We start from the raw sequence: 25,713 nt of genomic DNA, 5'->3' as shown, positions 1-25,713 counted from the left end.
TCGAACGCGGAGATGATCTTCTCGGCGATGCGTTCGGCCTCGACGCTGCCATCGATGTCCTCGAGGACCACGGTGAACTCGTCCCCGCCCAGGCGCGCAACGGAGTCGCCCTCGCGCACGACGTGGCGCAAGCGGCTGCCGGCCGCTTTGAGCATGCGGTCGCCGGCCGCATGACCCATTGAATCGTTGACATGCTTGAAGCGGTCGAGATCGAGAAACAGCACGGCGACGCGACGCCCGCTGCGCCGCGCGCGAATGATCGCATGGCCGATGCGTTCGCTCAGGAGTGTGCGGTTTGGCAACCCCGTCAGCGCATCGTAGTTGGCGAGATAGCGAAGCTCCTGCTCGGTCCGCTTGCGATCGGTGATGTCCGAGATCACGCTGACGAAGTGCGTGCGAACGCCGCTGGCGTCGCGCACTTCGGAAATTTCGGACCAGCTGAGGAACTCCTCGCCTTCCTTGCGTTTCTGCCACAACTCGCCGCGCCAGTGGCCGCTGCGCTTGAGCGACTCGCGCAGTGCGGCGTAGTGCTCCGGTGGATGCTGGGAACAATTGAGGAGCGCCGCAGAACGCCCGGCGACTTCGTCGTTGCGCCAACCGGCGATTTTGGTGAAAGCAGGGTTGACACTCAGAAAGCGGAATTCAAGGTCGGTCACCGCGACGGCTTCGGACATGCTGCGGATCACTTCCTGCGCGATGCGGCGATCGTGCTCGGCCGCGCGCTCTGCGGTGACGTCCCGCGCGGTGCCGCACATGCGGCTCGGTTGGCCATGCTCGTCGTACTCGACCATCTTGCCACGGGTCAGCGACCACACCCATTCGCCCTTGTGGTTGCGCAGGCGGTGTTCGGACTCGAAGGTTTCCGTCACCCGGTTGAAATGCTGCTCCAGCCGCCGCTCGACTGGCGCGACGTCGTCCGGGTGCAGATGCTCGCGGAACCAGGTGTGCGGATAGACCATCGGTCCGCGCGCTGTCGAACCCTTGAACAGGTCGCTCGCTCCAGTGACGACGAATTCGCCCCGAATGATGTTCCAGTCCCAGAAATCGTCGCCCGAACCCCACAGCGCGAGCCGCAGCCGGTCCTCGCGCTCGCGCAGGTCGTGATGGTGAAGCAGTTCTGCATTGCGGCGGCGGCGGTAGGCGCTCGCCCATGACGCGACGGCGAGTGCCGCGATCAGCAGGTAGGCGGCGAGCGCGACAGGATTCTGCCACCACGGCGGCGTCACCTTGAGGCTGATCGTTGCCGGCTGGTCGTTCCAGTATCCGTCGTGGTTGGACGCGCGCACGTGGAACGTGTATTGCCCGGCGTCGAGGTTCGTATAGGTCGCATCGTGCCGGTCACCGGCATCGATCCAGCTGTCGTCGAACCCTTCCAGCCGGTAGGAGAACCGGTTGCGCTCCGGTGCGGTGAAGTCGAGTGCGGCGAAATCGAAGCGGATGACGTGGTCCGACATCGCCATGCGCACGCCGCTCGCGCCCTGCGTTACCGCCTGCTCGCCGTTGCCGACGCGTACATCGGTGATCACGACCGGTGCGGCATAGCGGCTGCCGACAATCGACTGCGGCGAGAACAGATTGAAGCCGCTGACGCCGCCGAAGACCAGGTCGCCATTGCGCAGTGCGACGCTCGCGCCGCTGTTGTACTCCATGCCCTGCAGGCCATTGGCCAGACTGAATGAGGTGAACCTGCCCGACGCCCGATCGAACGCGCCGATGCCGCGGTTGGTACTCAACCACAGACGTCCGCTCCGGTCGTCCTCGATCGCGTACACCGTGCCGCTCGGCAGACCGTCGCGGGGCAACCAGTGGGTGAAGCGCGCGCCGCCGGCATCGAGCGTGTCGAGCCGGTTGAGGCCGCGATGCGTGCCGACCCACAGTGCGCCGTCGGCCGATTCGTGGATCGACCGCACCACGTCGTCGCTCAGCGCATGCGGGTCGTCCGAACTGCTGCGAAACACGCGCACGCTGCGCCGGGCCCGGTCGATCAGGTTCAGGCCGGTGCGGCTGCCGGCCCAGATGCGTCCGTCACGGTCTTCCAGCAAGGCCAGCACGCGATCGTCGCTGAGGCCGCCGCTGGTTCCCGGTCCCGCATCGTGGCGATAGCTGTGCCACGTGTCGGCGACCGGATCGTACTGCACGAGTCCGGCGCGCGAGGTTCCGATCCACATCGTGCCGTCGCGTGCGATCAGCAGGCTTCGCGTGTTCCCGTCGGGCAGGCCGTGCGCACCGCTCGGATCGAGCGGCAGGAAGGTCGCGCTGCGACGTTCCGGATCGAACAGTGCCACGCCATGGTTGGTCCCTATCCACAGCTTGCTCTCGGGGGCATCGACGATCGCGGTGACCTGCACCACGTCGGTACCGCCGCGCGAAGCCCTGGCGATCACGTCTCCGAAGTCATCGAATGTGTTGGTGGCGATGTCGTACCGCTTCAGGCCATCGCCCATCGTGCCGATCCACAGGCGTCCAGCACCATCCTCATGCGTGGCGAGAATGTAGTTCGAGGCCGCCAGCTCCCTCAGCGGATCGTGATCGACGACGTAGCGGAACGGCGCACCATCCGGGTCCACCTTGATGAGTCCGCGTTCCATCGTGCCGATCCACAACAGACCGGAGCGGTCGATCTGCAGATTCCTCACCATCGCATCGGGAAGTCCGCCGGCAAATCGATGGTCGGGTTCGATCGACCGCGCCTCGCCACTCGCCGGATCGAGAATCGTCAGGCCATGGTGCGGTATGGCGAGCCACAACCGACCGCGCGCATCTTCGGCGATTGCACCGATCGGATCGCCGGCCGCATTGGCCCACACCTTGCGCGGCGTGCCATCGGTCGCCAGCCGGTAAAGCCCGCCAGCGCCGGTGACGTACACGCGGGAGCTGTGGCCGACCAGCAGCGCAGTGGCGTCCTCGATGAGTCCGGCGCCGATCCGCTCGAGGGTTTTCGCGTCGTCGGAAAGCCGGAAGAGACCCGCCGACGTGGCGAGCCAGACCGTGCCCCTGTCGTCGCGTGCAATCTGTCGGATCTGCGCTGCACGGGATCCCGCGGACGCAACAGGCAACGTGCGCAGGACACGTCCGCTCGCGGTGTCCACCAGACTGAGGCCGGCGCCGCCGCCGACCCAAAGGCCCTGCTGCGCGACGAACAGCAGCGACTCGATCCCCATGGATCCCGCAGGCGCCGCGTTGTCGGCCATCGTCACATGTGTGAACGTGCCGTCCGAAACCGACCGCTTGACCAGGCCGAACGCACTGGTGCCGATCCACAGGTTGCCCTGGCCATCTTCGGCGAGCGAGCTGATTGGACCTTCCGGCGCCTTCCCGTAGCGACCACCGGATTCCTCGTAGGTGGTGAATCCGTAGCCGTTGTACTGCTGCAGACTGTTGGAGGTGCCGAGCCAGATCAATCCGTTGCGATCCTGGAGAAACGCATTGACCGTGTTCTGCGAAAGGCCCTGTTCGGCGCCGATCGCCTCAAAGTAGAAATCCCGCCGCACCGCGGCGCCGTGGCCAACCAGCGGCAGCAGGACAACGAGCACCAACGCGACGACTCGCCAGCAACGCTGTGGGCTTGATCGGCGTATGGGCGTCGCAGGACCCTTCATGCGCGCGGTCGTCCGGACTTGTGGAAGCCGCGAGTGTAGGCAAACGCCGGCTGGGACGCCACGCGCAGCGAGCCGCGTTGTAGACTGGAGTACGTCTCGCGCACGGGTTGCAATGCACGTTCCCCTCAACCACACCGAGTTCAGCCAGACCCTCTCGACCCTGCGACTGGGCGTCGATCCGAGCGACCTGCACGGTTCGCTCACCGGTTTTCTGTGCGGTGGCGGTCGCGCATCGATCAGCGACTGGCTGGAGGTTCTCGCGCTCGACCCGGATGGCAACGCTCTCTCCAGTCACGCCGCCTTGCAGCGCCTGTTTCGCAGTTGCAGCGGGCAGTTTTCCGCAAGTCCGGCGGACGTCGAGCCGCTGCTGCCCGCGGTCAGCGCCCCTGTCTCGCAGCGTGCGGATGCGCTGGTCGAATGGTGTCGCGGATTTCTCGGCGGCTTCGGCCTGGCCGGCACGATACAGCGGATCGAGTTGTCGGCCGATGCGAAGGAAGTGCTCGCCGATTTCGGCACGGTGGCCGCGTCGCGTTTCGACGCGTCGGAAAAATCCGAGGATGCGCAGGCGCTCGCCGACGTGCTCGATTTCGCCCGCAACGGCGCCGCATTGCTGCATGCAGAAATCTCGAATGGCGCGCGCATTGCGGCGCGTTCACTGCACTGAGGTGGTCGCGCGTGGACGTTCTTCGATCCGTCGAGGCGTCTTCGCGCATCCCGGTGCGCGTCGCAGCGTGACCCGCATGATCGAGTGCCGCCAATGATCGAACCCAGGGAATTCGCGCGCCGGCGCAAGCAGCTGATGCGCATGGCTGGCAACGAGGCGATCGTCATCGTTGCCGCTGCACCGGAGCGCGTGCGCAACAACGACGCGCACTATCCATACCGGCAGGACAGCGACTTCCACTATCTCACCGGATTTCCCGAGCCCGATGCGGTGCTGGCGCTGGTTCCCGGGCGCGCGGCCAGCGAGACTATCCTGTTCTGTCGTGAGCGCGATCGCGAGCGCGAGCAGTGGGATGGTGCCCGTTCGGGTACTGAAGGTGCGGTCGCCACCTTCGGAATGGACGACGCATTTCCGATCGAGGACATCGACGAGATCCTGCCGGGCCTGATCGAAGGCCGCGAACGTGTGTATTACCACTTCGGCCGCGATACCGATTTCGACCTCAAGCTGATCGGGTGGGTCAATCGCGTGCGCCAGCTCGTGCGTTCGGGCGCGAAGCCGCCGCACGAGTTCGTCGCGCTGTCGCATCTGCTGCACGATCTTCGCCTGTACAAGTCGCGCAACGAGCTGCGGCTGATGCGCAAGTCGGCGGACATTGCCGCCGCGGCGCACATCCGCGCGATGCGCGCGACGCGCCCCGGCATGAATGAGCACGAAGTGGAGGCGGAACTTTTGCACGCGTTCCGCAGCGAAGGCGCGGTGGCCAGTTACGAACCGATTGTCGGCGGCGGCGCGAACGCGTGTGTCCTGCACTATCGGGCGAACAGCGCGCCGCTGGTCGACGGCGATCTGCTGCTGATCGACGCAGGCGCGGAATACCAGTGCTATGCCTCGGACATCACGCGGACATTCCCGGTCAATGGCCGATATTCGCCCGAGCAACGCGCTCTGTACGACATCGTGCTCGCCGCGCAACTCGCCGGCATCGACGAAGTCCGAGCCGGACGTCCATTCAACGCCTACCACGACGCCGCCGTGCGAATGATCACAAAAGGCTTGTGCAAGCTCGGGCTGCTCTCCGGCAGCGTCGAGAAAAACCTTCGCGAACACACCTATCGCAAGTTCTACATGCACAAAACCGGGCACTGGCTCGGCCTCGACGTGCACGATGCCGGCGACTATCGCGTCGATGGCGAATTCCGCGAACTCGAGCCCGGCATGGTCGTCACGGTGGAACCGGGGCTCTATCTCGCACCTGATCTGAAAGGTGTGCCGGCGAAGTTCCGCGGCATTGGCATTCGTATCGAGGACGATGTGGTGGTCACCGCGGGCGCTCCCGAAGTCATCTCGAGCGGAGTGCCGAAAGATGCGGACGAGATCGAGGCGTTGATGGCGTCGTCGCGATGAATGTGGTTTCCCTGTTGATGAGCGTGTTCTCGGCGCTGACGCCGACACCGGTGGCGCCGGTCGAGGCACCGACGGTCGAGTACGGCTTGTTCGGCACGTTGCATCTCAGCCGTCCCGCTGGAGCGATCGCCCACACGGTGCTGCTGTTCTCGGACCGCGACGGCTGGACGGCGCGCCAGGCCGACCTTGGCGCCACGCTGGCGCAGAACGGTGCGTTCGTGGTCGGCATCGACCTGCCGGCCTACGTGAAGCGGCTCGCGGCGATCAAGGACAAGTGCTCCTACCCAGCCGGCCACGTCGAAGAAGTCGCGCACTGGATCGAACGTCATGAAGGACTTGCCGCCTATTCAGCTCCGCTGGTCGTCGGCGACGGCGCCGGCGCGACATTCGCCTACGCGCTTGCCGCGCAGGTGCCGGCCGGCACCTTCGAGGGACTGCTGACGCTGGGCTGGGACGCGTCGCTTCAGCTGCCGAAGCCGCTATGCCCGGGCGATGCGGGCGCGATGACACGGACGTTAGCGGACGGTGGCGCGCGGGTGATCCCGGTCGCGAAAATGCCGCTCATCTGGTGGCCGCGACCATTTGCCGACGGCGCGCATGTCGACGACTTCATGCAGCCCGTCGTCGACGCTTGGAGCAGACTCGATGCGCTGCACCTGGCTTTCGCGCAACGTGCACCCGCTGCAGCGCTCGGCTCCGAGTATGCCCGGTGGCGCCGCAGCGAGGACGCCGCAGTCGTTGCGCTGCCGGACGATGTCGCGGACCTGCCACTGACCGACATCGCACCGGCCGTGGGCGATGCGCATCGTATTGCAATCATGCTCACGGGCGACGGCGGCTGGGCCGGGCTCGACCGCGGAGTCGCCGACGCGCTCACCGCGAAGGGCGTACGGGTCATCGGATTTTCCACCCTGAAATTCTTCTGGCACAAGCAGTCGGCGGACGTGGCGGCCGACGCCATCGCGCGCGTGATCGCGCATTACGGCAAGGCGGATCCATCCGCGCGCTTCGTGCTGATCGGCTATTCGTTCGGCGCGAGCCTGGTGCCGGTGGTGATCAATCGGCTGCCGGCGGCGGTACGAACGGTCGTCGATGGCGGCGTGATGATCTCGCCGGACGATGCGGCCGTGTTTGAAATCCACGTTGGCGACTGGTTCGGTTCGACGCACCACGACGACACATTGCCGATCGGGCCGGAGATCGCGATGTCGAAGGTGCCACTGGTATGCGTGCACGGCATGGACGAGGACGACAGCTTCTGCCTCAAGCCGCAGCCCAGCCACGTGAGTGGCGTCGACCTCCCCGGGGGCCACCACTATGACGGCGACTTCGCGGCACTCGGCGAGCTGATCGTCCGCAGCCTGCCAAAGGCGTCTTCGGAGCCGCCGAAGACCTGAGCGAACTGCGAGACAGTTCGCGCAAGTCTTTGCGCGGGCTGGCTTCATCGCCCCTATACTGCGATCACTGCAACGGTCGCAAATCCATGCCCATGTTCCGCTCCGCTCGTTCGAACCTGTGTGTCGCTCTCATCGCTCTTTCGATGGCAAGCGCGCATGCGCAGTCGGCAGATCCGGCCATGAGCGCGGCCGTCTTCGAGGACGTGCAGGCACCGCTGTCGGCGCCGGCTGGCCCGTCATCGACGATCGCAACGGTCACGCTTCCTCCGCCGGCGCAGTCGAGGACCGAGGCGGATCTCGATGCAGACAATGGCATCGCTCAGGATCCGGACAAGAGCCTCGTTGGCGCAATCCGCTTCGAGGATTTGCCGCATCAGATCGGTTCGCGCGTGCGTGTCCTGACGCGCGGACACCGCACTCATCTGGGTGTGGTGCAGTCGGCTGACGCGAAGCAGCTCACGCTGTCGATCAACCAGCGCGGGGGAAGCGCCACCTATGTGCTTTCGCGGGCGCAGGTCGAGCGTATCGATCCACGTTGACGCGTGCGCGGGGGAACGGAAGCGCCGGGAATCGCCTGCGGATTACAGCGGCGGTCGTGATGCGCGCGCGCCCGGTTGGACAAAGGTGACAGTGATGATGCGCGCAGTAGCACTGCTGGTACTGATTGTCGCGGCGGATCTCGCACGCGCAACTCCGGTCGACGAGGATGAAACGCGTATCGAGGCTCTCTTGCAGTCGGAGCGGGCGGTGCACGCGCAGATCCGCGCACAGGCGGAAGCGCAGGTCAACGCGCCGCCGGCACCGGTCGCTGCAGCGGCGATTGCTCCGCCCGTCAGCGCGTTGAGCGATGACGACTGGCTGGCCCCGACGGAGAAGCAGGATGGCACGCTCACGTTCGACGACCTCGCGCAGAACATCGGGCGACGCATCACCGTGATGACCGACGGGCATCGCGTGCATCACGGCAGCATCGTTGCCTCGAATGGCCGCGTCCTGACGCTGCGCGTGTCGAAGGCAGGCGGTCGGGCGATTTATACGCTCAAGCGCGAACAGATCGTGCGCATCGATCGGCGCTGAGGAACGCATCATGGTGACGTTCGTCCTGTTGATGCTCGTGTTGCCGTTCGTGTCCGGGATCTTCTACCTGTGGGGGGTTGTACGCACGGGGCGCGTCAGTTCGACGCTCGCTATTGTCATGTTGCTGATCTGGCCGGCGAGCATCTACGCGATGGTGCGCCACTGGGGCGACGAGGAATACGACATCCGCGTGCCGATGCTTGGCGCGTACGCCACGTTTTCATTGTGGCTCGGCGTGTGGGCGCTCGCCCCGAACGCACATCGAGAGAGGGTCGACCAGCAATACGCGCCGAACGCGTTCTCGCGCGCGGCAGTGGAAGCGGATCCGGTCGCCGACAGGCTGCAATTCGCCATCGCCCTGGCGAACACGGCGTATCGCAGTGGTTCGGTCGACATTCCCGCGGCGCACGCGACGATCGATGTGCCGACACATTTCCACTTCTACGATCGCGGCAGTCTCACTGCGCTGTATGGGGACTCCACGGACGGCCCGGGGGAGCGCGCGATCGGCTGGCTGGTGCACGAAAGCGTCAACCTCGCAGACGAGGACGAATGGCACATCGAGGTCGCATGGATCGGCGACGGGTTCGTCGCCGAGGGCGACCTTGCGACGCGCAAGCCGGACACGCTGCTCGCGCTCGGCCAGAAAGTGACCGAGAGCCAATCGGCCGAGCTCGACGAGGGCAGCAGTGTTCGTCTTGTGCGTTTTGCCGAAACGCCGACACTGGACACACTGCTGCATCGCGCGACCTGGGTCGAGGAATACGCGTACACGGAAAAAGGCGAGGCGCAGAACAAGCTCGACTGCCATGCCGTCAAGCTCGCCCGCATCGGCGCGATGCTGTATTCGATCAACGAAATGGACACGCAGCGCCAGGAACTGTGCCTGCGTTCGGTGCGGTTGGCGTCGACCCGCACTGCCTTCGCCAGCGGTCAGGAGTACGACGACCATTCCAGCCTGTTCGATCACCGCGCGAAATACGATCTCGCGGCTCTGGTCACCGGCGCGATCCAACAAGGGCAGTAGCCGGTTCAATCCCTTTTTCAGCGCCCGCCGATGAGGAAACGACGATAGCCGCCAGCCACCAGCGCGGCAATGTCGATCAGCAATCCGGGAACCCACGTTCCGCGTGGATACGCGAGATAGGAGCCGACCCACTCGGGGCCGAATTTCTGCTTGTAGCGCCGCAGACCCTGGTAATTGTAAAAACGTCCTCCGTACTGGAAGGCGAGCGCGGCAAGCCGCTCGTTGACGCGTGCGTACGGGTTGTCGCCGACGGCCGACAACGGCGCCATGCCGAGACTGAAGGTCTCGTGACCCTCGTCCTTTGCCCACTGCATGACGCGGGCGAACAGAAAATCCATCGTGCCACGCGGCGCGTCGTCGACATGCCGCATCAGATCGACGCTGGCGGTGCCGTTCGGTCCATACGGCGGCAGCACGTTGGCGAACGCGATCAGTTCGCCCGAGCGGCGAACCAGCGCAAGCGGACTCCACGCAAAATACTCCGCATCGAAATGGCCCAGCGAAAAACTCTTTTCATGCGCGTCCTTGTCGGCGAGCCAGGCGTCGGACACGCGCTCGAGCTCGCTGAGCAGCACGGTATCGAACGGCGGCTCGAGCAGCGCGAACGACAGGTTTTCCTTGGTCGAGCGATTGACCGCCTGGCGCAGGTCTTCCCAGCGCTTGCCGGCGAGCGTGAACTCGGACAGGCGGACCGTTGCGAGTTCCCCGAGTTTGAACAGGTCGAAGCCGAGGTCGTGATAGAGCGACAGATCCGGTTCCAGCACTTCGTAGAACACCGGCACCCGGTCCTGCGCGTCGGCAAACCGGCGGAACTCGAGGATCGCGCGCTTGATCGTGTCTTCCGGGCCGCTTGGCGAGCCCAGCGCAACGAGCCGGTCGCGCACGGCTCCGTAGGCAACGACGGCGTGGTTGTCGGCCGACCAGAACAGGTGCTTGTCGCCCATGAACGACAGATGCGCAAATTCGCCGCCGCCTGTTTCGAGATACACACCGCGTGCGCGTTCGAGCTCGGCGCGATCGGGCAACTTCAGCGCCGGTCGGCGCACGGCGAAGAACTGCCAGATCAGGTACGCGAAGAGGCCGAGCACCGCCGCAAACAGTCCTCGACCGATCCGCGAGGAATGCTCGCCGAAGCCGAAGTACCACAAATCGAAACTGTCGTCGCCGAGCACCGACCACACGCCGATCGCGAAGAACGCGAGCACCACGGCGACCAGTCCGCCGAGCCAGGTGAACGTGGTCAGCGATGTGAGGCTCATCGCGCGCTGGGTGAACTCGCGTTTGCGGGCGCGCAGCAGCAGCGCGATCGACAGCAGGAACAGGGATTCGCCGTAGTGCAGGCCTTTGGTCACCGCAAGCACCGCGCCGATGACGAGTAGCGGTTGCGTCAGCCGGTAAGCGAGCCGAAGACGCCCGTCGATGCCGCGGCCGAGCCCGAGCAGCACCACTCCCGTGACGATCGACAGCCAGTACGAACTTTCAACGGCCGCGAGGGGCAGGTTGGCGCGCACCACGACCACGTGTTCGTGCACCGCGGGAATCGCAGCCGACGCGAGCAGCACCAGGCCGGCGCCGAAGGTGAGCACCGCGAGGATTCGCATGCCGAGCCCGGCGAGCAGACTCGCCGGCAGGCCGAGCACACCAAACAATGGATGCGTCTGCAGGCGTTGTGCGGTTCGCGCAAACCCCGGCAGGCGCTCCGCCAGCATGCCGGAACCCGCCAACAATCCGGCCAGCAGCGGCAGCAGGTAGTACGAAATGCGGAACAGGAACAGGCCCGACAGGATTGCCGCGTTGTCGTAACCGCCGCTCGTCAGCGCGAGGAGCATCAGTCCGTCGAACACACCGAATCCGCCCGGGATCATGCTCACGAGCCCCAGCGTCTGCGCCGCGGCAAAGCTGCCGAGCAGTGGACCGACCTTCACGTGCGCGCCGGATATGTACAGGCAGCCGTAGAGCACCGCCGCACTCAGGATCCAGTCGACCGATGACGCAAGCGTCAGCACGATCTTCAGACGCAGCGGAGGCAAGTCGCTCCCGCGCGGCAGCCAGCGCATCAGGCGACGCCGCGCGGTCAGCACGAAAAATGCCGGAAGGTAGAACGCCGCGGCAACCAGGATGGAGACTGCGAGCCAGCGCGTCGCGCCTGCCGGAGTAATTGGAAGCGACCCGCCGGCCAGTGCCACGAGGATGATCACCGAAAGGCCAAGCGGCAACGACAGCACCTGCAGGCCGATCAATGCCGCGCCGAGTGGCAATTCGATCTTGCGTGCCGAGAAGCCGAGCAGGCGGATACCCGATCCGATCGCACCCGACAGGTTGAGGACGTTGGCGAGCGCATTCGCGACGAACGCGAGTCGCAGCACGTCGCCGGTCGGCATCGGCAGTTTCAGCCATCGTGCGATCAGCACGTCGATCACGCCGGTGGACGCGACTGCGAACAGTGCGAGCAGCGCCACTCCGAGTGCGGGCAGCGTCGGCACGTCGAGCAGGGTTCGCTGCATTTCCGGCAGGTCGAATTCGTCGATGCCGCGCACCACCAGCCAGCCGACCAGCAGAAGGAACGCAATCGGCACGATCCATCGCAGGTGAGTGACCCAGCCCTTCGCGACGGGTGCGTCGGTGCTGGCAGATTCGATCGTCATGCGCGCGGCATCATCCCCGGGAAGTCGGACATTTTAGCCGGCCGCATGATGCAGCGCCGGCCGTGTCGCGATGGACTCAGCGCGCCGTTCCCGCTTCGAGAAGGTCGCGCACGCTCTGGATGTATTGCGGCATCCAGTTCTTCGGCACGCCAAAGCCATGACCGACTTTGGGCAACATCACCGCTTTCGAGGATTTCTGACCCTGGGCGAACTCCGCGGCAAATTTCGGATCGCACACCTGGTCGGACTCGCCTTGCAGGATGCGCCACGTGACGTCGACGGTGTCGCGCTTGTCGAACACCCAGGTGGGCGGAGATTTCTGCCAGTGCGCGGTGATTCCCCCGCGCCCGGGGCAGAACGCCTTGTGGATCAGCAGATCCGGACAGAACGCGAGGCTGATGCCACCGCCGAAGCGCTGGCCCGCATCGGCGGCCAACGCGGCATACGCGATCGTTGCGCCAGAGGAGTAGCCGATGATGACCGGTCGCGTGTCGGCCGGCAGTTTCAGTTCGCGAACGAGACTTGCGCCGAGTCTGGCGAGCGCTCCGTCGGCATCGCTGCACGTACCGCGGCCTGCATCGAGGGCTTTGAGGTATTGCGGCGTGCTGAAGCCGGCGACCCAGTAACCAAGTGCGGCCGCCTCGTGCGCCATGTCGGTCACGCCGAGATTCCAGCCGCCGTCACCGGATGCGAACAGCGCGAGCCCGCGACTCGCGACCTTGGGTTTGTACAGGGCAACGTCGCCGAAGCCCTCAACGTCCATCCAGCGATCAGCCTGCGGATCCCGCACGGGCCCCGGCTTGTGTGATTCCGGTTTCGCGGCATGTTTGATGATCGACGCCCGATGGCTGGGCCTGGCAGCGGCGACGTTCGATTCGATCGCATGGGCGGTCATGGACACAAAGCAGGCGATCGCAAACGCGATCACCGGAAAACGGGCGCGGATCAAGGACATTCCGGAGCAGAAGAAAGGGGCAGCACGCTAACGGATGCGCGCCACGCTGTCACGCATCATGCTCGAGCGCGACAGCGCAGATGCATGCATCGGCCTCAGCGCGGAGGATTTTCGTCGTCCGCAGTGCGCTTCGCCAGCGCATCCGAGTGCAGCTCGAACCACATTGCATTGAGGACCGCGAAAGCGAGCGCGAGGCCGAGGCCCAGGATCCAGCTGAAGTACCACATCTGTTCAAACCTCCGGTGTGCGGAAATTGGATTTGCGGATTCGATATCACTGCGCTGACGCGCTAAGGCGCTTTTGCGAATGCTCGATCGCCCATCCCGAGCGCATCAATACATCCCGTGCGACCGCTTCACATGCTCCAGGCTCACGCGTCCGCGCAGCACGCGATAGACCCACGTGGTGTACGCGATGACGATCGGCAGCAGCACCGCGGTGACCAGCAACATCAGACCGAGCGTGCTTTTGCTGCTCGATGCATCCCACACGGTCAGGCTGTTGCTCGGCTCGACGTTCGAGGGCAGCAGGAATGGAAACAGCGCGAATCCAGCCGAGGTGATGGTGCCGGCAATGGCGACCCCGCTGGCAACAAAGGCGCTCGCGTGGTGGCGTTGACGGGTGAGCCATGGCGCCGCGAGCGCCGCGACGATGGCCGCCGCCGCGGCGACCGACGACCACGGCGTCAACGGTCCTTCGAGCAGCCAGCTGCCGGCGGTCGTCACGGTCTTGCGCAATGGATTCGACGGACCGTCGACATCGGCAACGCCGCTGATTGCATAACTTCCGATGCCGAGCAGCGCAATTCCGGCGACGATGTAAAGCACCACGAAGACCGGCGACGCGATGCGCAACACGCGCTCGGCGCGTTGCGCGATCACGCCATCCGCCTTCACCGCAGCCCATGCGGCACCGTGCATCACGATCATCGCAACCGACACCAAACCAGTGAGCAGCGGAAAAGGCCGCAGCAGGCCGAAGAATCCGCCTTCGTATGAGAGGCGCAGGGTCTCGTCATAGCGTAGCGGCACGCCGAGGAACAGATTGCCGAATGCGACACCACAGATCAGCGCGGGCACCAAACCCGATGCCGGCAGGATCCAGTCCCACAACTCGCGCCAGCGCGGGTCGATCAGCTTGGTGCGGATGTTGAACCCGACCGGACGCACGATCAGCGAAACCAGGATCAGGAACATCGCGAAATAGAAGCCGGAGAATGCCGCCGCATAAAGCATCGGCCATGCTGCGAAGATCGCGCCGGCTCCCAGAATCAGCCACACCTGGTTGCCTTCCCACACCGGCTCGATCGTCTCGAGCAGCGCGCGTCGCTCGTCATTGTCATGCCCGAGCACGCGCAGCAGGGCGGCAACGCCCAGGTCGAAGCCGTCCATCACGGCAAAGCCGATCAGCAGCACGCCAAGCAGCAGCCACCAGATGATGCGCAAGGTTTCGTACTCGAACATGCGTGTGCTCCGGTCGGCGTGGCGTCAGGTCTGGCCTGCCGCACGCGCGGCGGGCAACGAAGCGATCGGCAACGCGTCGTGCCCATCCTGTCCATCAGGCGCCTCCGGCCACATGCCGAGTCCATCCGGCCCCTTGCGCGCATAGCGCACCATCAGCACCGCATCCACGATGGCGAGTGCGGTGTAGAACACCACGAAGCCGATCAGGCTGGTGAGTACCTGCCCGGAGGTCACCGAGGAAACGCCGAGCGCGGTCGGCAGCACGCCTTCGATCGCCCACGGTTGCCGGCCGTACTCCGCGACGATCCAGCCGAGCTCGATCGCCAGCCACGGCAGCGGCAGGCTCCACAGCGCAGCTTTCAGATACCAGCGATGGCGATCCAGTTCGCGTCGTGCGGAAAGCCAGAACGAGTAGCCGAACAGCACGATGAACCACAGCCCGCACGCCACCATCAGGCGGAACGACCAGAACAGCACGGGAACATTCGGGATCGTGCTCTTCGCTGCGGTGCGGATTTCGGCGGGTGTTGCCTTTGCCGGATCGACCATCACGCGCTTGAGCAGGAGCGCGTAGCCAAGGTCGCGCTTGTGCTGTTCGAACGTCGATCGCGCCTGCGCATCGTTGCGATCAATGCGCAGCGTCTGCATCGCGGCATACGCCTGCATGCCGCTGCCGATACGCTCTTCGGCCTCTGCGACCAGCTCCTTGATGCCCGGCAGGACGCCGTCGAGCGATCGGGTCCCGATGAGGCCCATCACCCAGGGAATCTCGACGGCGAAGTGCGTGGTCCGCCCCTCGACATCCGGGAATCCGAATGCAGTGAACGATGCCGGCGCGGCTTCGGTCTCCCACATCGCCTCGATGGCGGCGAGTTTCATCTTCTGGTTTTCCGACACGGTGTAGCCCGACTCGTCGCCGAGCACGACGACGCTGAGCGCCGACGCGAGACCGAAGCTCGCCGCAACGGTCATCGAGCGCTTGGCGAAGTCGATGTTGCGACCCTTCAGGAGGTACCACGCGCTGATCGACAGTACAAACATCGAACCGAGCACATAGCCCGAGCTCACCGTGTGCACGAACTTCGCCTGTGCCACCGGATTGAAAAAGACCTCGCTGAAGGAGGTCACTTCCATGCGCATCGTGTCGAGATTGAATTCGCTGCCGACCGGATTCTGCATCCACGCATTGGCGATCAGGATCCACAGCGCCGACAGGTTGGTGCCGACGGCGAGCACGAACGTGACGCCGAGATGCTTCACACGCGAAAGCTTGTCCCAGCCAAAGTAGAACAGGCCGATGAAGGTCGCTTCGAGGAAGAACGCCATCAGCCCTTCGATCGCCAGCGGCGTGCCGAAGATGTCGCCGACGTAGTGCGCGTAGTAGGCCCAGTTGGTGCCGAACTGGAACTCCATCGTGATGCCGGTGGCGACGCCCATCGCGAAATTGATGCCGAACAGCACCCCCCAGAATTGCGTCATGCGCTTCCAGATGTCCCGCCCGGTCATCACGTAGACCGTTTCCATGATCACCAGCATCCACGACAACCCGAGCGTGAGCGGCACGAACAGGAAGTGGTAGAGCGCGGTCAGCGCAAACTGGAGGCGCGACAGGGTAACGACGGTTTCATCGATCATGCGCACTCTCCTGGACCGGCGCCAACAAATGGTCCTCGACGGCTGCCGGTCGCGTATCGGGACGCGGATGCGGGCGGAAGCAGACGAACCAGAGGAGAATCAGCAACGCAAGCTTGATGGCGATGATCGCGCCGAATTCGATACCGAAACGTCGCCCGCCGCGGCTGCGGAACCAGGAGCGATCAGTCAGAGGGTTATCCATGGCGTCCGGGCAGTTTACGCGCAGTCGCCGCAGCGCGCGTGCGGCAGAGGGTCCTTGTGGCAGATCGCCGCGTCGGCGCATCATCGCCAAGTGCGGGGGAGTGGCAATGCAATTGAATGACGACGGCGATGGCGCGACAGCCGATCTGCTCAAGCGCTGTTCCGGCGGCGACGTCGCGGCGTACGACACGCTCTTCGCTGCGGTCTACGCAGATCTGCACAATCGCGCGCGCTATCTTGCACGCGGTGCCGGAGCGACGCTGTCGACCACGGCGCTCGTGCACGAAACCTATCTCAAGCTGGTCGGGCGCGATCTGGCGCTCAATGATCGAGCCCATTTTTTCGCGCTCGCCGCGCGCGCAATGCGCCAGGTGCTGCTCAACGCAGCACGCGACGCGGCGGCACACAAGCGTGGTGGCGGGCTTGCGGCGGAGACGTTCGACAACGCACTGGCAGTGCCGTCGGACGCCGGCGATCATGTGGACGTCGTGGCCCTCGACCAGGCGTTGCGGCAGCTCGCGTCCATTGATGGCCGACTCGCACAAGTGGTCGAGCTGCATTTCTTCGCCGGGCTTGGCTTCGCACAGATCGGCGAACTCCTTGGAGTGACCGAACGCACCGTGGCGCGCGACTGGCGCGCTGCGCGCGCGATGCTGCAACTCCAGCTCGACGCCCCCAACGTGCAGCCGTGACGGAGTTGCCATTCGCGCGCGTTGCCGCGTTGTTTCGTGAAGCGCTGGACCAGCCCGACGCCGACCGCGCGCAATGGCTGGTCACGGCGTGCGAAGGGGATGAGCGATTGCGCGGCACGCTCGAACGGCTGGTCGCGTTCGATCAGCAGACCGGCCTCGCCATCGACCGTCCGTTGGACCTGCTCATTGCGGCGACCCTGCCATATGTCGACGATGCGCGACCCGGCGAGCGTGTTGGCCCGTACCGGGTGATGCGCAAGCTCGGCGAAGGCGGGATGGGAAGCGTCTGGCTCGCCGACCGCATCGAAGGCGGATTCACCCAGCAGGTCGCGCTCAAACTGATGCGGGTGGGCGCGGGTGGCGACGAGATCCTGATCGAGGGGCATCGCGAACGCAATTTGCTCGCGCAGCTCAATCACCCGGACATCGCGCGATTGCTCGATGGCGGCTTCGACGCACACGGTCGTCCGTGGTTTGCGATGGAATATGTCGAGGGTATCGAGCTTTGCGACTGGATCGAACGGACACAAACGGACGCGCGCACGCGGCTCGCATTGTTTCTGAGGCTGTGCCGAGCGGTCGCCTACGCGCACGAGCGCCTCATTGTGCATCGCGATCTCAAGCCATCGAATGTGCTGGTTCGGCCGGACGGCGGTCCGTGCCTTCTCGACTTCGGTATCGCGCGGCTGCTTGACGCGAATGCCGCGGCCGAGTCCACCAGCGGGCATGCGTTCCTCACGCGGGCTTACGCTGCACCGGAACAGATCGACGGTGGACCATTGACCACGGCAACCGACGTCTTCGCACTGGGTGCGATCCTGTTCGAACTGTTGACCGGGCTGCGCTATTCGACCCTTCGAAGAGAGGACGGAAGCGTGACTCGACCAAGCGCCGCGCTGGACGCCAGCGCTTCGGAACCAGGGCGGGTGACCGCGGCCAACTTGCGCGGCGATCTCGACGCAATCGTGTTGCGCGCGCTCGAGGGAGATCCGCAGCGGCGCTACGCGGGCGCGCAGGCGCTCGCCGACGACGTCGAACGGTATCTTGCAACGCGACCCCTGCGCGCACGTCCTGGAGGCGCCTTCAATCGCGCGTCCAAGTTCGTGCGCCGGAACCGGTTGGCAACGGCGGCGATGGTGATCGCGATGCTTGCGATGGCGGTCGGCACAGTGTTCAGCCTGTCGCAGATGCAGCGTGCCGAACGCATGGCCGATCGCGCCGAACGCAGCAAAGGATTCCTGATCGGCCTGCTCGAGGATGCCAATCCATTCGATGACCGTCCCGGCCGCAAGGCGCCAGCCGACACGTTGCTCGACAACGCGCTCGCGCGGATCGAGCGCGATTTTGCCGATGCGCCGCTGGTGCAGGTCGAGATCCGCACGCTGATCCAGCAGGCCCTGCTGCGCACGGGCGATCCGCGCAGGGCGCGCGCACTGGCGCAGCAGAACGTCGATGCGCTGCGCGTGCTCGAACCGGAGTCGCCTGCGCTGGCAATCGCGCTGACCACATTGGGAGTGGCGCAGGAGCAGAGCAGCGCGACAAGCGCTTCGACGACATCACTGCTGGACGCCGAGCGCCTGCTGCGCGATGCGGGACCTGCCTATGGTCGCGACCGCATTGCGGTCATGACGGGACTTGCCAAGCTCGCCAACGCGACGGGAGATCACGTGCGCGCGCGCCAGCTGCACGACACGGTGCTGGCCGAACGGCAGCGGATCGACGGCAACGAGAGTCCCGATGTCGCGATGGACCTGATGAATCTTGCAGCGGACGCGTTCTACGTCGAGCACTACGACGAAGCGGAAGCGACGGCACTGCGGGCGCGTGCGATGGTGGTCCGGCTGCTCGGCCCCGACCATGCGCGCCTGATCTACGTCGACAACGTGCTCGGCCTTGCCCAGGCCAGCGCCGGACATGTCGCTGACGCGGTGGCGACGCTCGTGGCTGTCGAGCGGCAGGCACGTGCCACGTTGAAACCGGACGCACCCATGCTGGCCACCGTGCTCGGAGCGCTGGGCTACGCGCGCACGCTGCAGCACGACGCAGACGGCGCCCTGGTCGCGCTGACGGAATCGCACCGGATCGGCGAGGCGACCGGGCAACCCTTGCGCGGACGCGTCAGCTCGCGTCTCGGGATGCTGTTGTTGACGATGGGTCGGACCGATGCGCTTGCCATGCTGGATCGGGCACGCGTCGAGTTGGCCGAGTCGGGTGGCAACGGTGGCTATCTCGAGTTGGCGCAGGCGGCCTACGGAGTCGCGCTCGTCCACGCGGGCGACCGCTCGGGCGAATCGATCACGCGCCAGGCGCTAGCAACGCTCCGCGCAGGGAAGGATGCCGGCACATCACGCGTCGGCGACATCGAGTTGCTGTTGGCCCGGTTGCTGACGCGTCCCGATCAGGCCGACGAAGCAGTCGGCCTGCGTCGCGACGCACTGGCGGTGTTCCGGCGCGTGCTCGGAGCGACGCATCCGCGCACCCGCGAAGTGGAGTCCATGCTGGCGCTTGCCGATCCGGCCTGAGGTTGCGGTAACGTCGACGCCGAGGAATGTGAAACGTCAGGGGATTGCCGCGAACGCATCGCGCGTCAGGTTTTCCGGCTCTCCGTCCGTACACACCACGTCGTCTTCGATGCGGATGCCGCCGTAGCGGCGAAATGCATCGACCTTTGCCCAGTCGATGTCTTTCGACGCGGATTTTTCCTTCAATCCCGCCAGCAACAGGTCGACGAAGTAGAGGCCCGGTTCGATCGTCACGACCATTCCGGGTTCGAGCTTGCGTGTCATGCGCAGATAGGGATGGCCGGCGGGCCGCGCAATCGTGCCGCCGCTCTCGCTGGCCTGGAAGCCGGCGACATCGTGCACCTGCAGGCCGATCGGATGACCGAGGCCATGCGGGAAGAACACATTGGAGACGCCGGACTCCACCGCACTTTCGGCACTCATCCGGATGAATCCATGTTCTTTGAGGATTCCGGCAAGCACGTGGTGCGCATGCAGGTGCAGCTCCGGATAGCTCTGGTTGGCGCGTACCCTGGACACGAACCCCTGTTGGGCAACATCGACCGATTCGATCAGCGCGCGGAATTCGCCTGCGTCGACCGACGCATACGTGCGCGTGATGTCGCTCGCGTAGCCGTGGAAGCTTGCGCCTGCGTCGATCAGGAACGAGTGCGATTGCGTCGGCGGCGCATGGCCGAGCTCGGTGTAGTGCAGCACCGCACCATGTTCGTTGAGCGCGACAATGTTGCCGTACGGAAGCTCGTTCTCGGTCTGGCGTGCGCTGGCGAGATACGCCATGTGGATGTCGTATTCGGAAGCGCCGGCGCGGAACGCACGCTCGGCCGCGCGATGTGCTCGCGTTCCGATCTTGCTCGCGACGCGCATCATCGCGAGCTCGTAGGGGGTCTTGTACGAGCGCTGGTAATGCAGGAAGTCGAGGACGGCCTGAGGGTTGTTTGGCGCGAATCCGTCGAGACCCGCGCCGGTTTCGCCGATCACCGCGCAGCGCGTTGCATCGGTCGGCAGATGGGCCCGTGCGTCCTTCGGCTCGCGGATGATCGCAATGTCGAAGTGCTCGACCCAATACCCGGCCGGCGCGTCGGGGACGACGTGCCAGTAATCATGCGGCTGCAGGTAGACGAGCTTTGGCTTCTTGCCGGGCGTCAGGACCAGCCACGAACCGGGCGCCTTCGTCACCGGAAGCCAGTGCTTGAAGTGCGGATTGACGGCGAACGGATACGGCCGGTCGTCGAGGAACTGCAGTGCCGGACGTCCGGACGCGATGACCAGGTGATCGAAGCCGCCGATCTCGAGTACGCGCGCGCAACGCGCGATCAGCGTTTCGATGTGCAGCGCGTAAAGTGGCTGGAGGTCGGGATGCCGGATGTCCATGCGAATTCCTCGGGAGTCGCGCAATTGTGACGCGCGCATCGCATCTGCGGAAGCGCAACCGGCGTCGCGGCACGACGAGGAGGGGCAATCAGCGTGGTGCGGCGGACTCGAACCCGTTCGCGAAAATGCTGTCCCAGCCGATCGTGGTGGATGCCGCGCTTGAGCGGACGAAGCCGGGACTGACGGTCTCGATGTCGATCCTCGTCGCCGCTTCATTGCCGTCGCGAACGACCCGCCCGACGAAGTACGCATTGTTCGGCGTGCCGCCGAGCCAGGTGAGCGAATCGTCTGGATGATGCTGGAGGACCGCATATGAATTGAGCGGATTGGGTGAATGCGTCCAGCGCAGGCGCACCGTCGCAATGCCCGGACTGGTTTCGGTCATGCTTTCGACGACGACGGCGGACGGCGGTTGTGGAACGACGCGTGGCGCTTCGTAAACCGCAATGCGACCGACGTGGATCGTGTACGTCTGCGCGGTTGCATCCGGCACGAAGCGCAATGCGACGACGGCCAGCGATTTCCCTGCATACGGCGCGAGATCGAACGTGGTCGTTTCCCAACCCGCAGTGGTCGACGCGCCGACGTCGAGATACTCGAACGTCGACGGCGCGTCCTCGAACGCAAGCCCGACCTGCAGATGCGTGGCCCCCGGCCGGCCGCCACCCTTGAACGCAATATCGAGTTTCGTGTCGGCATCGATCTCCAGACGGGTTTCGTACAAGCGCAGATCGTTGACCGCGTCGAGCGTGCCCGACACTTTCAGAGAGGTTCCGCCCCAGTACGCATCGCTCCAGTCGAGTGCGGGCGTCAGCAGCGTGCCGCCGCCGCGCACAATCCAGCGCCACGTCGGCAGCACGTCCTGCAAGCTGAGATTGTTCCAGTCGTCGTTGGCGAGCACGGCGCCATCGATTGCGTAACGACTGCCTTGGCCGGTGTTGAAGTTGGTCACGAACGGCAACGAGGTGATGGGCGAGTTCGCCGGAACGTAGTGCGCCATTCCCTTCCACGCACTGGAGGTCGTCGTGTTCGCAGGGTCATGATTCGGACCGATCCAGAAACGGTTGTCGCGTGTCTGGAAATCGTCCTGGCTGGTGGATGAGTGGAACGTCCATTCCGGACGGTAGAGGCCGAGCGAGGTGACGTGTGGCACGCCTTCGGGAAACAGACCCGTCCAGTTCACCGATGTGTTGTAGCCATTCGATTCAACGTCGACGCCGGCAAACAACTCGTACGGATCGCGGCCGAGCGACAGCGCCAGCGAATGCGAGTTGGCCAAGCCGCTGGTCGACCAGTTGAAGTTGAGGAACATGTCGTTCGAGACGACCGTCGCGCCATCCTGGTAGAACATCTGGTTCTGCGCAGTCAGCGCGTTCTGGTAGCTGATCGCACCGCTCTGCGTCATCGAGTCGTACCACACCATGCGCAGCTTGGAATTCGCCTGTATGTACTCGAGCATGTCGCGCATGTCCGACGCCAGCGCGGCGTTGGCGCCCGATGTTTCCTGATTGATGAACCAGCCGTCGAAGCCGTAGAACTGGGCGGCTTCGATCAGCTTGTCGGCGACCGGAAACGTGGTGCCATCGCGTTGCACGAAATCGCGCACCCATTGCAATTGTCCGCCGTAGACGTTCGGCGGAAAAAACACGTTGCCCAGCACCGGAACGCCGTTTCGGTGTGCGGCATCGATCACGGTCGCATTCGGAGCGAGGATCAGGCCTTCGCCCGCCGAACCACCCCAGAACACCAGCGCATCCATGTATTGCCAGTAGTTCGGCGCGTAGTAGCTCATCTCCGCGGAGCCCTGTGACGGATTGAACGACGTCGGACCGAACGCGACAAGCGGCATCACGCGACCTTCGTTCGCGTGCGCGTGCGCGTTGACGCCGAGCAGTGGATCCGAAAAGCGTGCGGCGAGCGGTACGTTCGAACGGTTGTAGGGCGCGTCCGGATCGGTGGCCGGGTCCCACGCAAGCAAGGTCAACGGATGCCAGTAGGACGCGAACGGCTGGCCCGGCAGCGATGAGGAGCCGGTAACGATCGGCGCCTGCGTCGGCTGCCCGAAAGGAACGGATTGCGCGTTCGACGACACGGATGCCGCAGCCGACGTCGCTGCGAGGATCGAGCAGATGGCACACCGGCGTACATCGAACTTCATGCTGGATTCCCCATGTGCCATGCGGCTGGCCGTTGGCGCCATCGTAGGGTTCACGCGGCGCGCGACGCAAGGCAGGCACGCTCCGGTGGGAGCGGCTTCCGCCGCGATGCTTCCTGCGGGTCGAGCCTCGCGGCTGAAGCCGGTCCCACCGGAAACGGTGTCCACTCGATGGTTGCGAACTTCAGCGCTTGCGGGTTCCACGAAACTCGTGGCGGAGCCAATCGTCGAGCAAACGTTTCTCGTAGCGCAGCGGATCGCTGGACGATCCCACCGAACGGTTGAGGAAGCCCGGGTCGCGCAATGTGCGGTCGCCTTCCGCGACGATGCCGCCGTCCGCGTCGGTGACGCTGAAATGCAGGTCGATGCGCGGCGGATAAAAGTCCTTGATGATCCGGACGTCATCCCAGCGCGGCCCGCGCCATGGTTCGAATGTGCCGGCGCGATCGACGTCGGTGAATGTGACGTTCAGTCGCTCGCCTGCGGGCAGCGCGCGGTCCGCGCGGAAACGAAGGTGGCGCGCCAGTTCGGTCAACCATTCTTCAGGGCGGTACCGGTCGATGCCCGGATTCTCGCGCGAGTCGCTGAACTTCGCCGGGTCGGACCAGGTGACATCGATGCGCTCCGGTGGCGGTGTCGGCGCAGCGCTGGCAACGACAACCCCCAGCGACAACGCCAGTGCAGACATTGCAATCGCGGACCTCACGTTGGCGAACCGGCTTTTCAACAGACTTCTCCGCAATGGGGAATCGAGACAGCATCCCCGGTTCATATCCGACGCGCCAGTGCATCCGATCGTCGCCGCTGGCTCGCCAGACGCGGTCGAACGTGCTTGAATGCGCGTCTGAAGCGGGGGTGCCTGGAACGACAGGCTGAGAGAGACCCTTCGAACCTGATCCGGTTAGCACCGGTGTAGGGAAGCTTCGAGGTCGTCGCCCGTCGCCGGCCTTCGGTGCTCCCCGCTTCCCAAGATCCTCCGCACGTGCCGTGCGGAACTCCAGGAACCGAGGAACGCATCGATGAACGCCCTGCCTGCCGCGCTGCTGCGCGAAACCGCCGAACTGTCCGAATCCGTGACGCGTCCGATTCCCGGTTCGCGCAAAGTCCATGTTGAAGGGTCGCGCCCGGATATCCGGGTGCCGATGCGCGAAGTCACGTTGGCCGATACGCCCTCGACGTTCGGTGCGGAAAAGAACGCGCCGTTCGCGATCTACGACACGTCCGGGCCCTACACCGATCCCGGTTACGCGGTCGACCTGACCGTGGGCTTGCCCGCGTTGCGCGCGCGCTGGATCGAGGAGCGCGGTGACACGCATCAGCTCGGCGATTTCACGTCGCCGTTCACCCGGCGCCACGCGACGGCGCCGTCGCTTGCCGACGTGCGCTTTCCGAACATCCCCAAGCCGCGCGTCGCGAATGCGGGCGCCAACGTGAGCCAGATGCACTACGCGCGGCGCGGCCTGATCACGCCCGAAATGGAATACGTTGCAATCCGCGAAAACCAGAAGCTCGACGCAATGCACGAACGGCATCTGCTCAAGCAGCATCCCGGCCAGTCGTTCGGCGCGGCGATTCCGAGGTTGATCACGCCCGAGTTCGTGCGTGACGAGATCGCTCGCGGTCGCGCCATCATCGCGAACAACATCAACCATCCCGAAAGCGAGCCGATGATCATCGGCCGCAATTTCCTGGTGAAGATCAACGCGAACATCGGCAACTCGGCGGTGACGAGCTCGATCGCCGAGGAAGTGGAGAAGATGGTCTGGGCGATCCGCTGGGGCGCCGACACGGTGATGGATCTGTCCACCGGCAAGCACATCCACGAAACACGCGAATGGATCCTGCGCAATTCGCCGGTGCCGATCGGCACGGTGCCGATCTATCAGGCACTGGAAAAGGTCGGCGGCGCTGCCGAAGACCTCACCTGGGATCTGTTCCGCGACACGCTGATCGAGCAGGCGGAGCAGGGCGTCGACTATTTCACGATCCATGCCGGCGTGCGATTGCCGTTCGTGCCGATGACCGCGAAGCGCGTCACCGGCATCGTCAGCCGCGGCGGCTCGATCATGGCCAAGTGGTGCCTCGCGCATCATCGCGAGAGTTTCCTCTACGAACGCTTCGAGGAAATCTGCGAGATCATGAAAGCGTATGACGTCGCGTTCTCGCTCGGTGACGGCCTGCGTCCCGGTTCGATCGCCGATGCGAACGATCAGGCGCAGTTCGCAGAGCTCGACACGCTCGGCGAACTCACACAGGTTGCGTGGAAGCACGATGTGCAGGTGATGATCGAGGGCCCGGGTCACGTGCCGATGCACCTGATCAAGGAGAACATGGAGCGCCAGCTCGAGAAATGTGGCGAAGCGCCGTTCTACACACTCGGACCGCTGACCACCGACATTGCGCCCGGCTACGATCACATCACCAGCGCGATCGGCGCCGCGATGATCGGCTGGTACGGCACCGCAATGCTCTGCTATGTCACGCCAAAGGAACACCTCGGCCTTCCCGACAAGCAGGACGTGCGCGACGGCATCATCACCTACAAGATCGCCGCCCATGCAGCGGACCTCGCGAAAGGCCATCCGTCGGCGCAGGCGCGCGACAACGCGTTGTCGAAGGCGCGCTTCGAATTCCGCTGGGACGACCAGTTCAACCTCGGCCTCGATCCGGAAAAAGCGAAGGAATTCCACGACGAGACGCTGCCGAAGGATGCGCACAAGACCGCGCATTTCTGCTCGATGTGCGGACCGAAGTTCTGCTCGATGAAGATCACGCAGGATGTGCGCGAGTACGCCAGAATCAATAATATCGGTGACGAGTCCGCGCTCGATGCAGGCATGGCAGAGAAGTCCGCCGAATTTCGCGCTGCCGGCGCGCAGATCTATCTCTCAGAGTGAGGTTCC

General features: G+C 64.9%; 20 protein-coding genes and 1 riboswitch. Of the genes, 10 read left to right on the top strand and 10 right to left on the bottom strand.

The annotated features are described in order from the left end of the window. Positions 1-3,533 (bottom strand): two-component regulator propeller domain-containing protein (locus ABIV12_RS02215; RefSeq protein WP_348055782.1); only part of this gene is annotated, 3,533 nt, incomplete at its 3' end. Between the two features lie 178 nt (positions 3,534-3,711). Here ABIV12_RS02215 and ABIV12_RS02210 point away from each other — a divergent pair. The 6 genes from ABIV12_RS02210 (at position 3,712) to ABIV12_RS02185 (ending at position 9,171) form a co-directional block, all read left to right on the top strand. Then, complete coding sequence (locus ABIV12_RS02210) at positions 3,712-4,263, top strand: UPF0149 family protein (RefSeq protein ID WP_348055780.1); 552 nt, start codon at positions 3,712-3,714, stop codon at positions 4,261-4,263. Positions 4,264-4,356: 93 nt separating this feature from the next. Beyond that, positions 4,357-5,670 carry a Xaa-Pro aminopeptidase gene (gene pepP / locus ABIV12_RS02205; RefSeq protein ID WP_348055778.1) on the top strand — a complete coding sequence of 438 codons (1,314 nt, stop codon included), beginning with the start codon at positions 4,357-4,359 and terminating at the stop codon, positions 5,668-5,670. After that, positions 5,667-7,067, top strand: coding sequence for an AcvB/VirJ family lysyl-phosphatidylglycerol hydrolase (locus ABIV12_RS02200; RefSeq protein ID WP_348055776.1), 1,401 nt, complete (start codon positions 5,667-5,669; stop codon positions 7,065-7,067). The genes pepP and ABIV12_RS02200 overlap by 4 nt, the downstream gene beginning before the upstream one ends. 86 nt (positions 7,068-7,153) lie before the next feature. Then, positions 7,154-7,606 (top strand): hypothetical protein, encoded by a 453-nt coding sequence (locus ABIV12_RS02195; RefSeq protein WP_348055775.1) that lies wholly within the window; start codon positions 7,154-7,156, stop codon positions 7,604-7,606. 94 nt (positions 7,607-7,700) lie between these two features. Continuing rightward, positions 7,701-8,144: a hypothetical protein gene (locus ABIV12_RS02190; protein ID WP_348055773.1), complete on the top strand. Its 444-nt coding sequence runs from the start codon at positions 7,701-7,703 to the stop codon at positions 8,142-8,144. A 10-nt stretch (positions 8,145-8,154) separates the two neighbouring features. Then, complete coding sequence (locus ABIV12_RS02185) at positions 8,155-9,171, top strand: DUF2167 domain-containing protein (RefSeq protein WP_348055772.1); 1,017 nt, start codon at positions 8,155-8,157, stop codon at positions 9,169-9,171. A gap of 17 nt (positions 9,172-9,188) precedes the next feature. Here the strand turns inward: ABIV12_RS02185 and mprF are convergent, their stop codons facing one another. After that, the gene (mprF, locus tag ABIV12_RS02180; protein WP_348055770.1) at positions 9,189-11,816 is read right to left on the bottom strand and encodes a bifunctional lysylphosphatidylglycerol flippase/synthetase MprF; all 2,628 of its coding nucleotides are present in this window, start codon (positions 11,814-11,816) and stop codon (positions 9,189-9,191) included. A 76-nt stretch (positions 11,817-11,892) separates the two neighbouring features. Beyond that, positions 11,893-12,579 carry a hypothetical protein gene (locus ABIV12_RS02175; RefSeq protein ID WP_348055768.1) on the bottom strand — a complete coding sequence of 229 codons (687 nt, stop codon included), beginning with the start codon at positions 12,577-12,579 and terminating at the stop codon, positions 11,893-11,895. Between the two features lie 67 nt (positions 12,580-12,646). Here ABIV12_RS02175 and ABIV12_RS02170 point away from each other — a divergent pair, with 67 nt between their 5' ends. Beyond that, on the top strand, positions 12,647-12,802 hold the full coding sequence (locus ABIV12_RS02170) for a hypothetical protein (protein WP_348055766.1): 156 nt from the start codon (positions 12,647-12,649) through the stop codon (positions 12,800-12,802). 64 nt (positions 12,803-12,866) lie between these two features. Here the strand turns inward: ABIV12_RS02170 and cydX are convergent, their stop codons facing one another. From cydX to cydP, 4 genes are all read right to left on the bottom strand, one after another. Beyond that, complete coding sequence (gene cydX, locus ABIV12_RS02165; protein WP_348055764.1) at positions 12,867-12,998, bottom strand: cytochrome bd-I oxidase subunit CydX; 132 nt, start codon at positions 12,996-12,998, stop codon at positions 12,867-12,869. 105 nt (positions 12,999-13,103) lie between these two features. Beyond that, positions 13,104-14,234: a cytochrome d ubiquinol oxidase subunit II gene (gene cydB, locus ABIV12_RS02160; protein ID WP_348055762.1), complete on the bottom strand. Its 1,131-nt coding sequence runs from the start codon at positions 14,232-14,234 to the stop codon at positions 13,104-13,106. 24 nt (positions 14,235-14,258) lie between these two features. Then, entirely contained in the window at positions 14,259-15,869 is a 1,611-nt protein-coding gene (locus ABIV12_RS02155; protein WP_348055760.1) for a cytochrome ubiquinol oxidase subunit I, read from the bottom strand. Next, entirely contained in the window at positions 15,859-16,071 is a 213-nt protein-coding gene (cydP, locus tag ABIV12_RS02150) for a cytochrome oxidase putative small subunit CydP (protein ID WP_348055758.1), read from the bottom strand. The genes ABIV12_RS02155 and cydP overlap by 11 nt, the downstream gene beginning before the upstream one ends. A gap of 106 nt (positions 16,072-16,177) precedes the next feature. Between cydP and ABIV12_RS02145 the strand changes: the two genes are divergently transcribed. Next, the gene (locus tag ABIV12_RS02145) at positions 16,178-16,762 is read left to right on the top strand and encodes an ECF-type sigma factor (protein ID WP_348055756.1); all 585 of its coding nucleotides are present in this window, start codon (positions 16,178-16,180) and stop codon (positions 16,760-16,762) included. Then, the gene (locus ABIV12_RS02140; protein WP_348055754.1) at positions 16,759-19,284 is read left to right on the top strand and encodes a serine/threonine-protein kinase; all 2,526 of its coding nucleotides are present in this window, start codon (positions 16,759-16,761) and stop codon (positions 19,282-19,284) included. The genes ABIV12_RS02145 and ABIV12_RS02140 overlap by 4 nt, the downstream gene beginning before the upstream one ends. A gap of 36 nt (positions 19,285-19,320) precedes the next feature. On the opposite strand, the gene pepQ is transcribed toward ABIV12_RS02140, so the two are convergent. The 3 genes from pepQ to ABIV12_RS02125 all read right to left on the bottom strand — a co-directional run bounded on the left by pepQ (position 19,321) and on the right by ABIV12_RS02125 (position 23,537). After that, the gene (gene pepQ, locus ABIV12_RS02135) at positions 19,321-20,655 is read right to left on the bottom strand and encodes a Xaa-Pro dipeptidase (RefSeq protein WP_348055752.1); all 1,335 of its coding nucleotides are present in this window, start codon (positions 20,653-20,655) and stop codon (positions 19,321-19,323) included. Positions 20,656-20,743: 88 nt separating this feature from the next. After that, a complete protein-coding gene (locus ABIV12_RS02130; RefSeq protein ID WP_348055750.1) occupies positions 20,744-22,813 on the bottom strand; it encodes a hypothetical protein in 2,070 nt (689 codons plus the stop codon). Positions 22,814-22,994: 181 nt separating this feature from the next. Next, the gene (locus ABIV12_RS02125) at positions 22,995-23,537 is read right to left on the bottom strand and encodes a DUF3016 domain-containing protein (protein WP_348055748.1); all 543 of its coding nucleotides are present in this window, start codon (positions 23,535-23,537) and stop codon (positions 22,995-22,997) included. Positions 23,538-23,651: 114 nt separating this feature from the next. Continuing rightward, a riboswitch (TPP riboswitch) is annotated at positions 23,652-23,747 on the top strand. An 82-nt stretch (positions 23,748-23,829) separates the two neighbouring features. On the opposite strand from ABIV12_RS02125, the gene thiC reads away from it, so the two are divergent. Continuing rightward, positions 23,830-25,707, top strand: coding sequence for a phosphomethylpyrimidine synthase ThiC (thiC, locus tag ABIV12_RS02120; protein ID WP_348055746.1), 1,878 nt, complete (start codon positions 23,830-23,832; stop codon positions 25,705-25,707). Positions 25,708-25,713: the final 6 nt, after the last annotated feature.

It is taken from the genome of Dokdonella sp. (genome assembly GCF_039926425.1).
Classification (GTDB): Bacteria; Pseudomonadota; Gammaproteobacteria; order Xanthomonadales; family Rhodanobacteraceae; genus Dokdonella_A.
Note: the sequence above shows the minus strand (reverse complement) of the source record. Positions and strands in the feature narration are given on the sequence as shown.

Excerpts from the sequence above, each read along its gene's own strand:
- ABIV12_RS02190 (WP_348055773.1), top strand. The coding sequence starts at position 7,701 with ATGATGCGCGCAGTAGCACTGCTGGTACTGATTGTCGCGGCGGATCTC.
- ABIV12_RS02130 (WP_348055750.1), bottom strand. The coding sequence starts at position 22,813 with ATGAAGTTCGATGTACGCCGGTGTGCCATCTGCTCGATCCTCGCAGCG.
- pepP (WP_348055778.1), top strand. The coding sequence starts at position 4,357 with ATGATCGAACCCAGGGAATTCGCGCGCCGGCGCAAGCAGCTGATGCGC.
- ABIV12_RS02155 (WP_348055760.1), bottom strand. The coding sequence starts at position 15,869 with ATGATCGATGAAACCGTCGTTACCCTGTCGCGCCTCCAGTTTGCGCTG.
- ABIV12_RS02170 (WP_348055766.1), top strand. The coding sequence starts at position 12,647 with ATGATCGACGCCCGATGGCTGGGCCTGGCAGCGGCGACGTTCGATTCG.
- pepQ (WP_348055752.1), bottom strand. The coding sequence starts at position 20,655 with ATGGACATCCGGCATCCCGACCTCCAGCCACTTTACGCGCTGCACATC.
- ABIV12_RS02175 (WP_348055768.1), bottom strand. The coding sequence starts at position 12,579 with ATGGACGTTGAGGGCTTCGGCGACGTTGCCCTGTACAAACCCAAGGTC.
- cydB (WP_348055762.1), bottom strand. The coding sequence starts at position 14,234 with ATGTTCGAGTACGAAACCTTGCGCATCATCTGGTGGCTGCTGCTTGGC.
- cydP (WP_348055758.1), bottom strand. The coding sequence starts at position 16,071 with ATGGATAACCCTCTGACTGATCGCTCCTGGTTCCGCAGCCGCGGCGGG.
- ABIV12_RS02210 (WP_348055780.1), top strand. The coding sequence starts at position 3,712 with ATGCACGTTCCCCTCAACCACACCGAGTTCAGCCAGACCCTCTCGACC.
- cydX (WP_348055764.1), bottom strand. The coding sequence starts at position 12,998 with ATGTGGTACTTCAGCTGGATCCTGGGCCTCGGCCTCGCGCTCGCTTTC.
- ABIV12_RS02185 (WP_348055772.1), top strand. The coding sequence starts at position 8,155 with ATGGTGACGTTCGTCCTGTTGATGCTCGTGTTGCCGTTCGTGTCCGGG.
- mprF (WP_348055770.1), bottom strand. The coding sequence starts at position 11,816 with ATGACGATCGAATCTGCCAGCACCGACGCACCCGTCGCGAAGGGCTGG.
- ABIV12_RS02200 (WP_348055776.1), top strand. The coding sequence starts at position 5,667 with ATGAATGTGGTTTCCCTGTTGATGAGCGTGTTCTCGGCGCTGACGCCG.
- thiC (WP_348055746.1), top strand. The coding sequence starts at position 23,830 with ATGAACGCCCTGCCTGCCGCGCTGCTGCGCGAAACCGCCGAACTGTCC.
- ABIV12_RS02195 (WP_348055775.1), top strand. The coding sequence starts at position 7,154 with ATGCCCATGTTCCGCTCCGCTCGTTCGAACCTGTGTGTCGCTCTCATC.
- ABIV12_RS02145 (WP_348055756.1), top strand. The coding sequence starts at position 16,178 with ATGCAATTGAATGACGACGGCGATGGCGCGACAGCCGATCTGCTCAAG.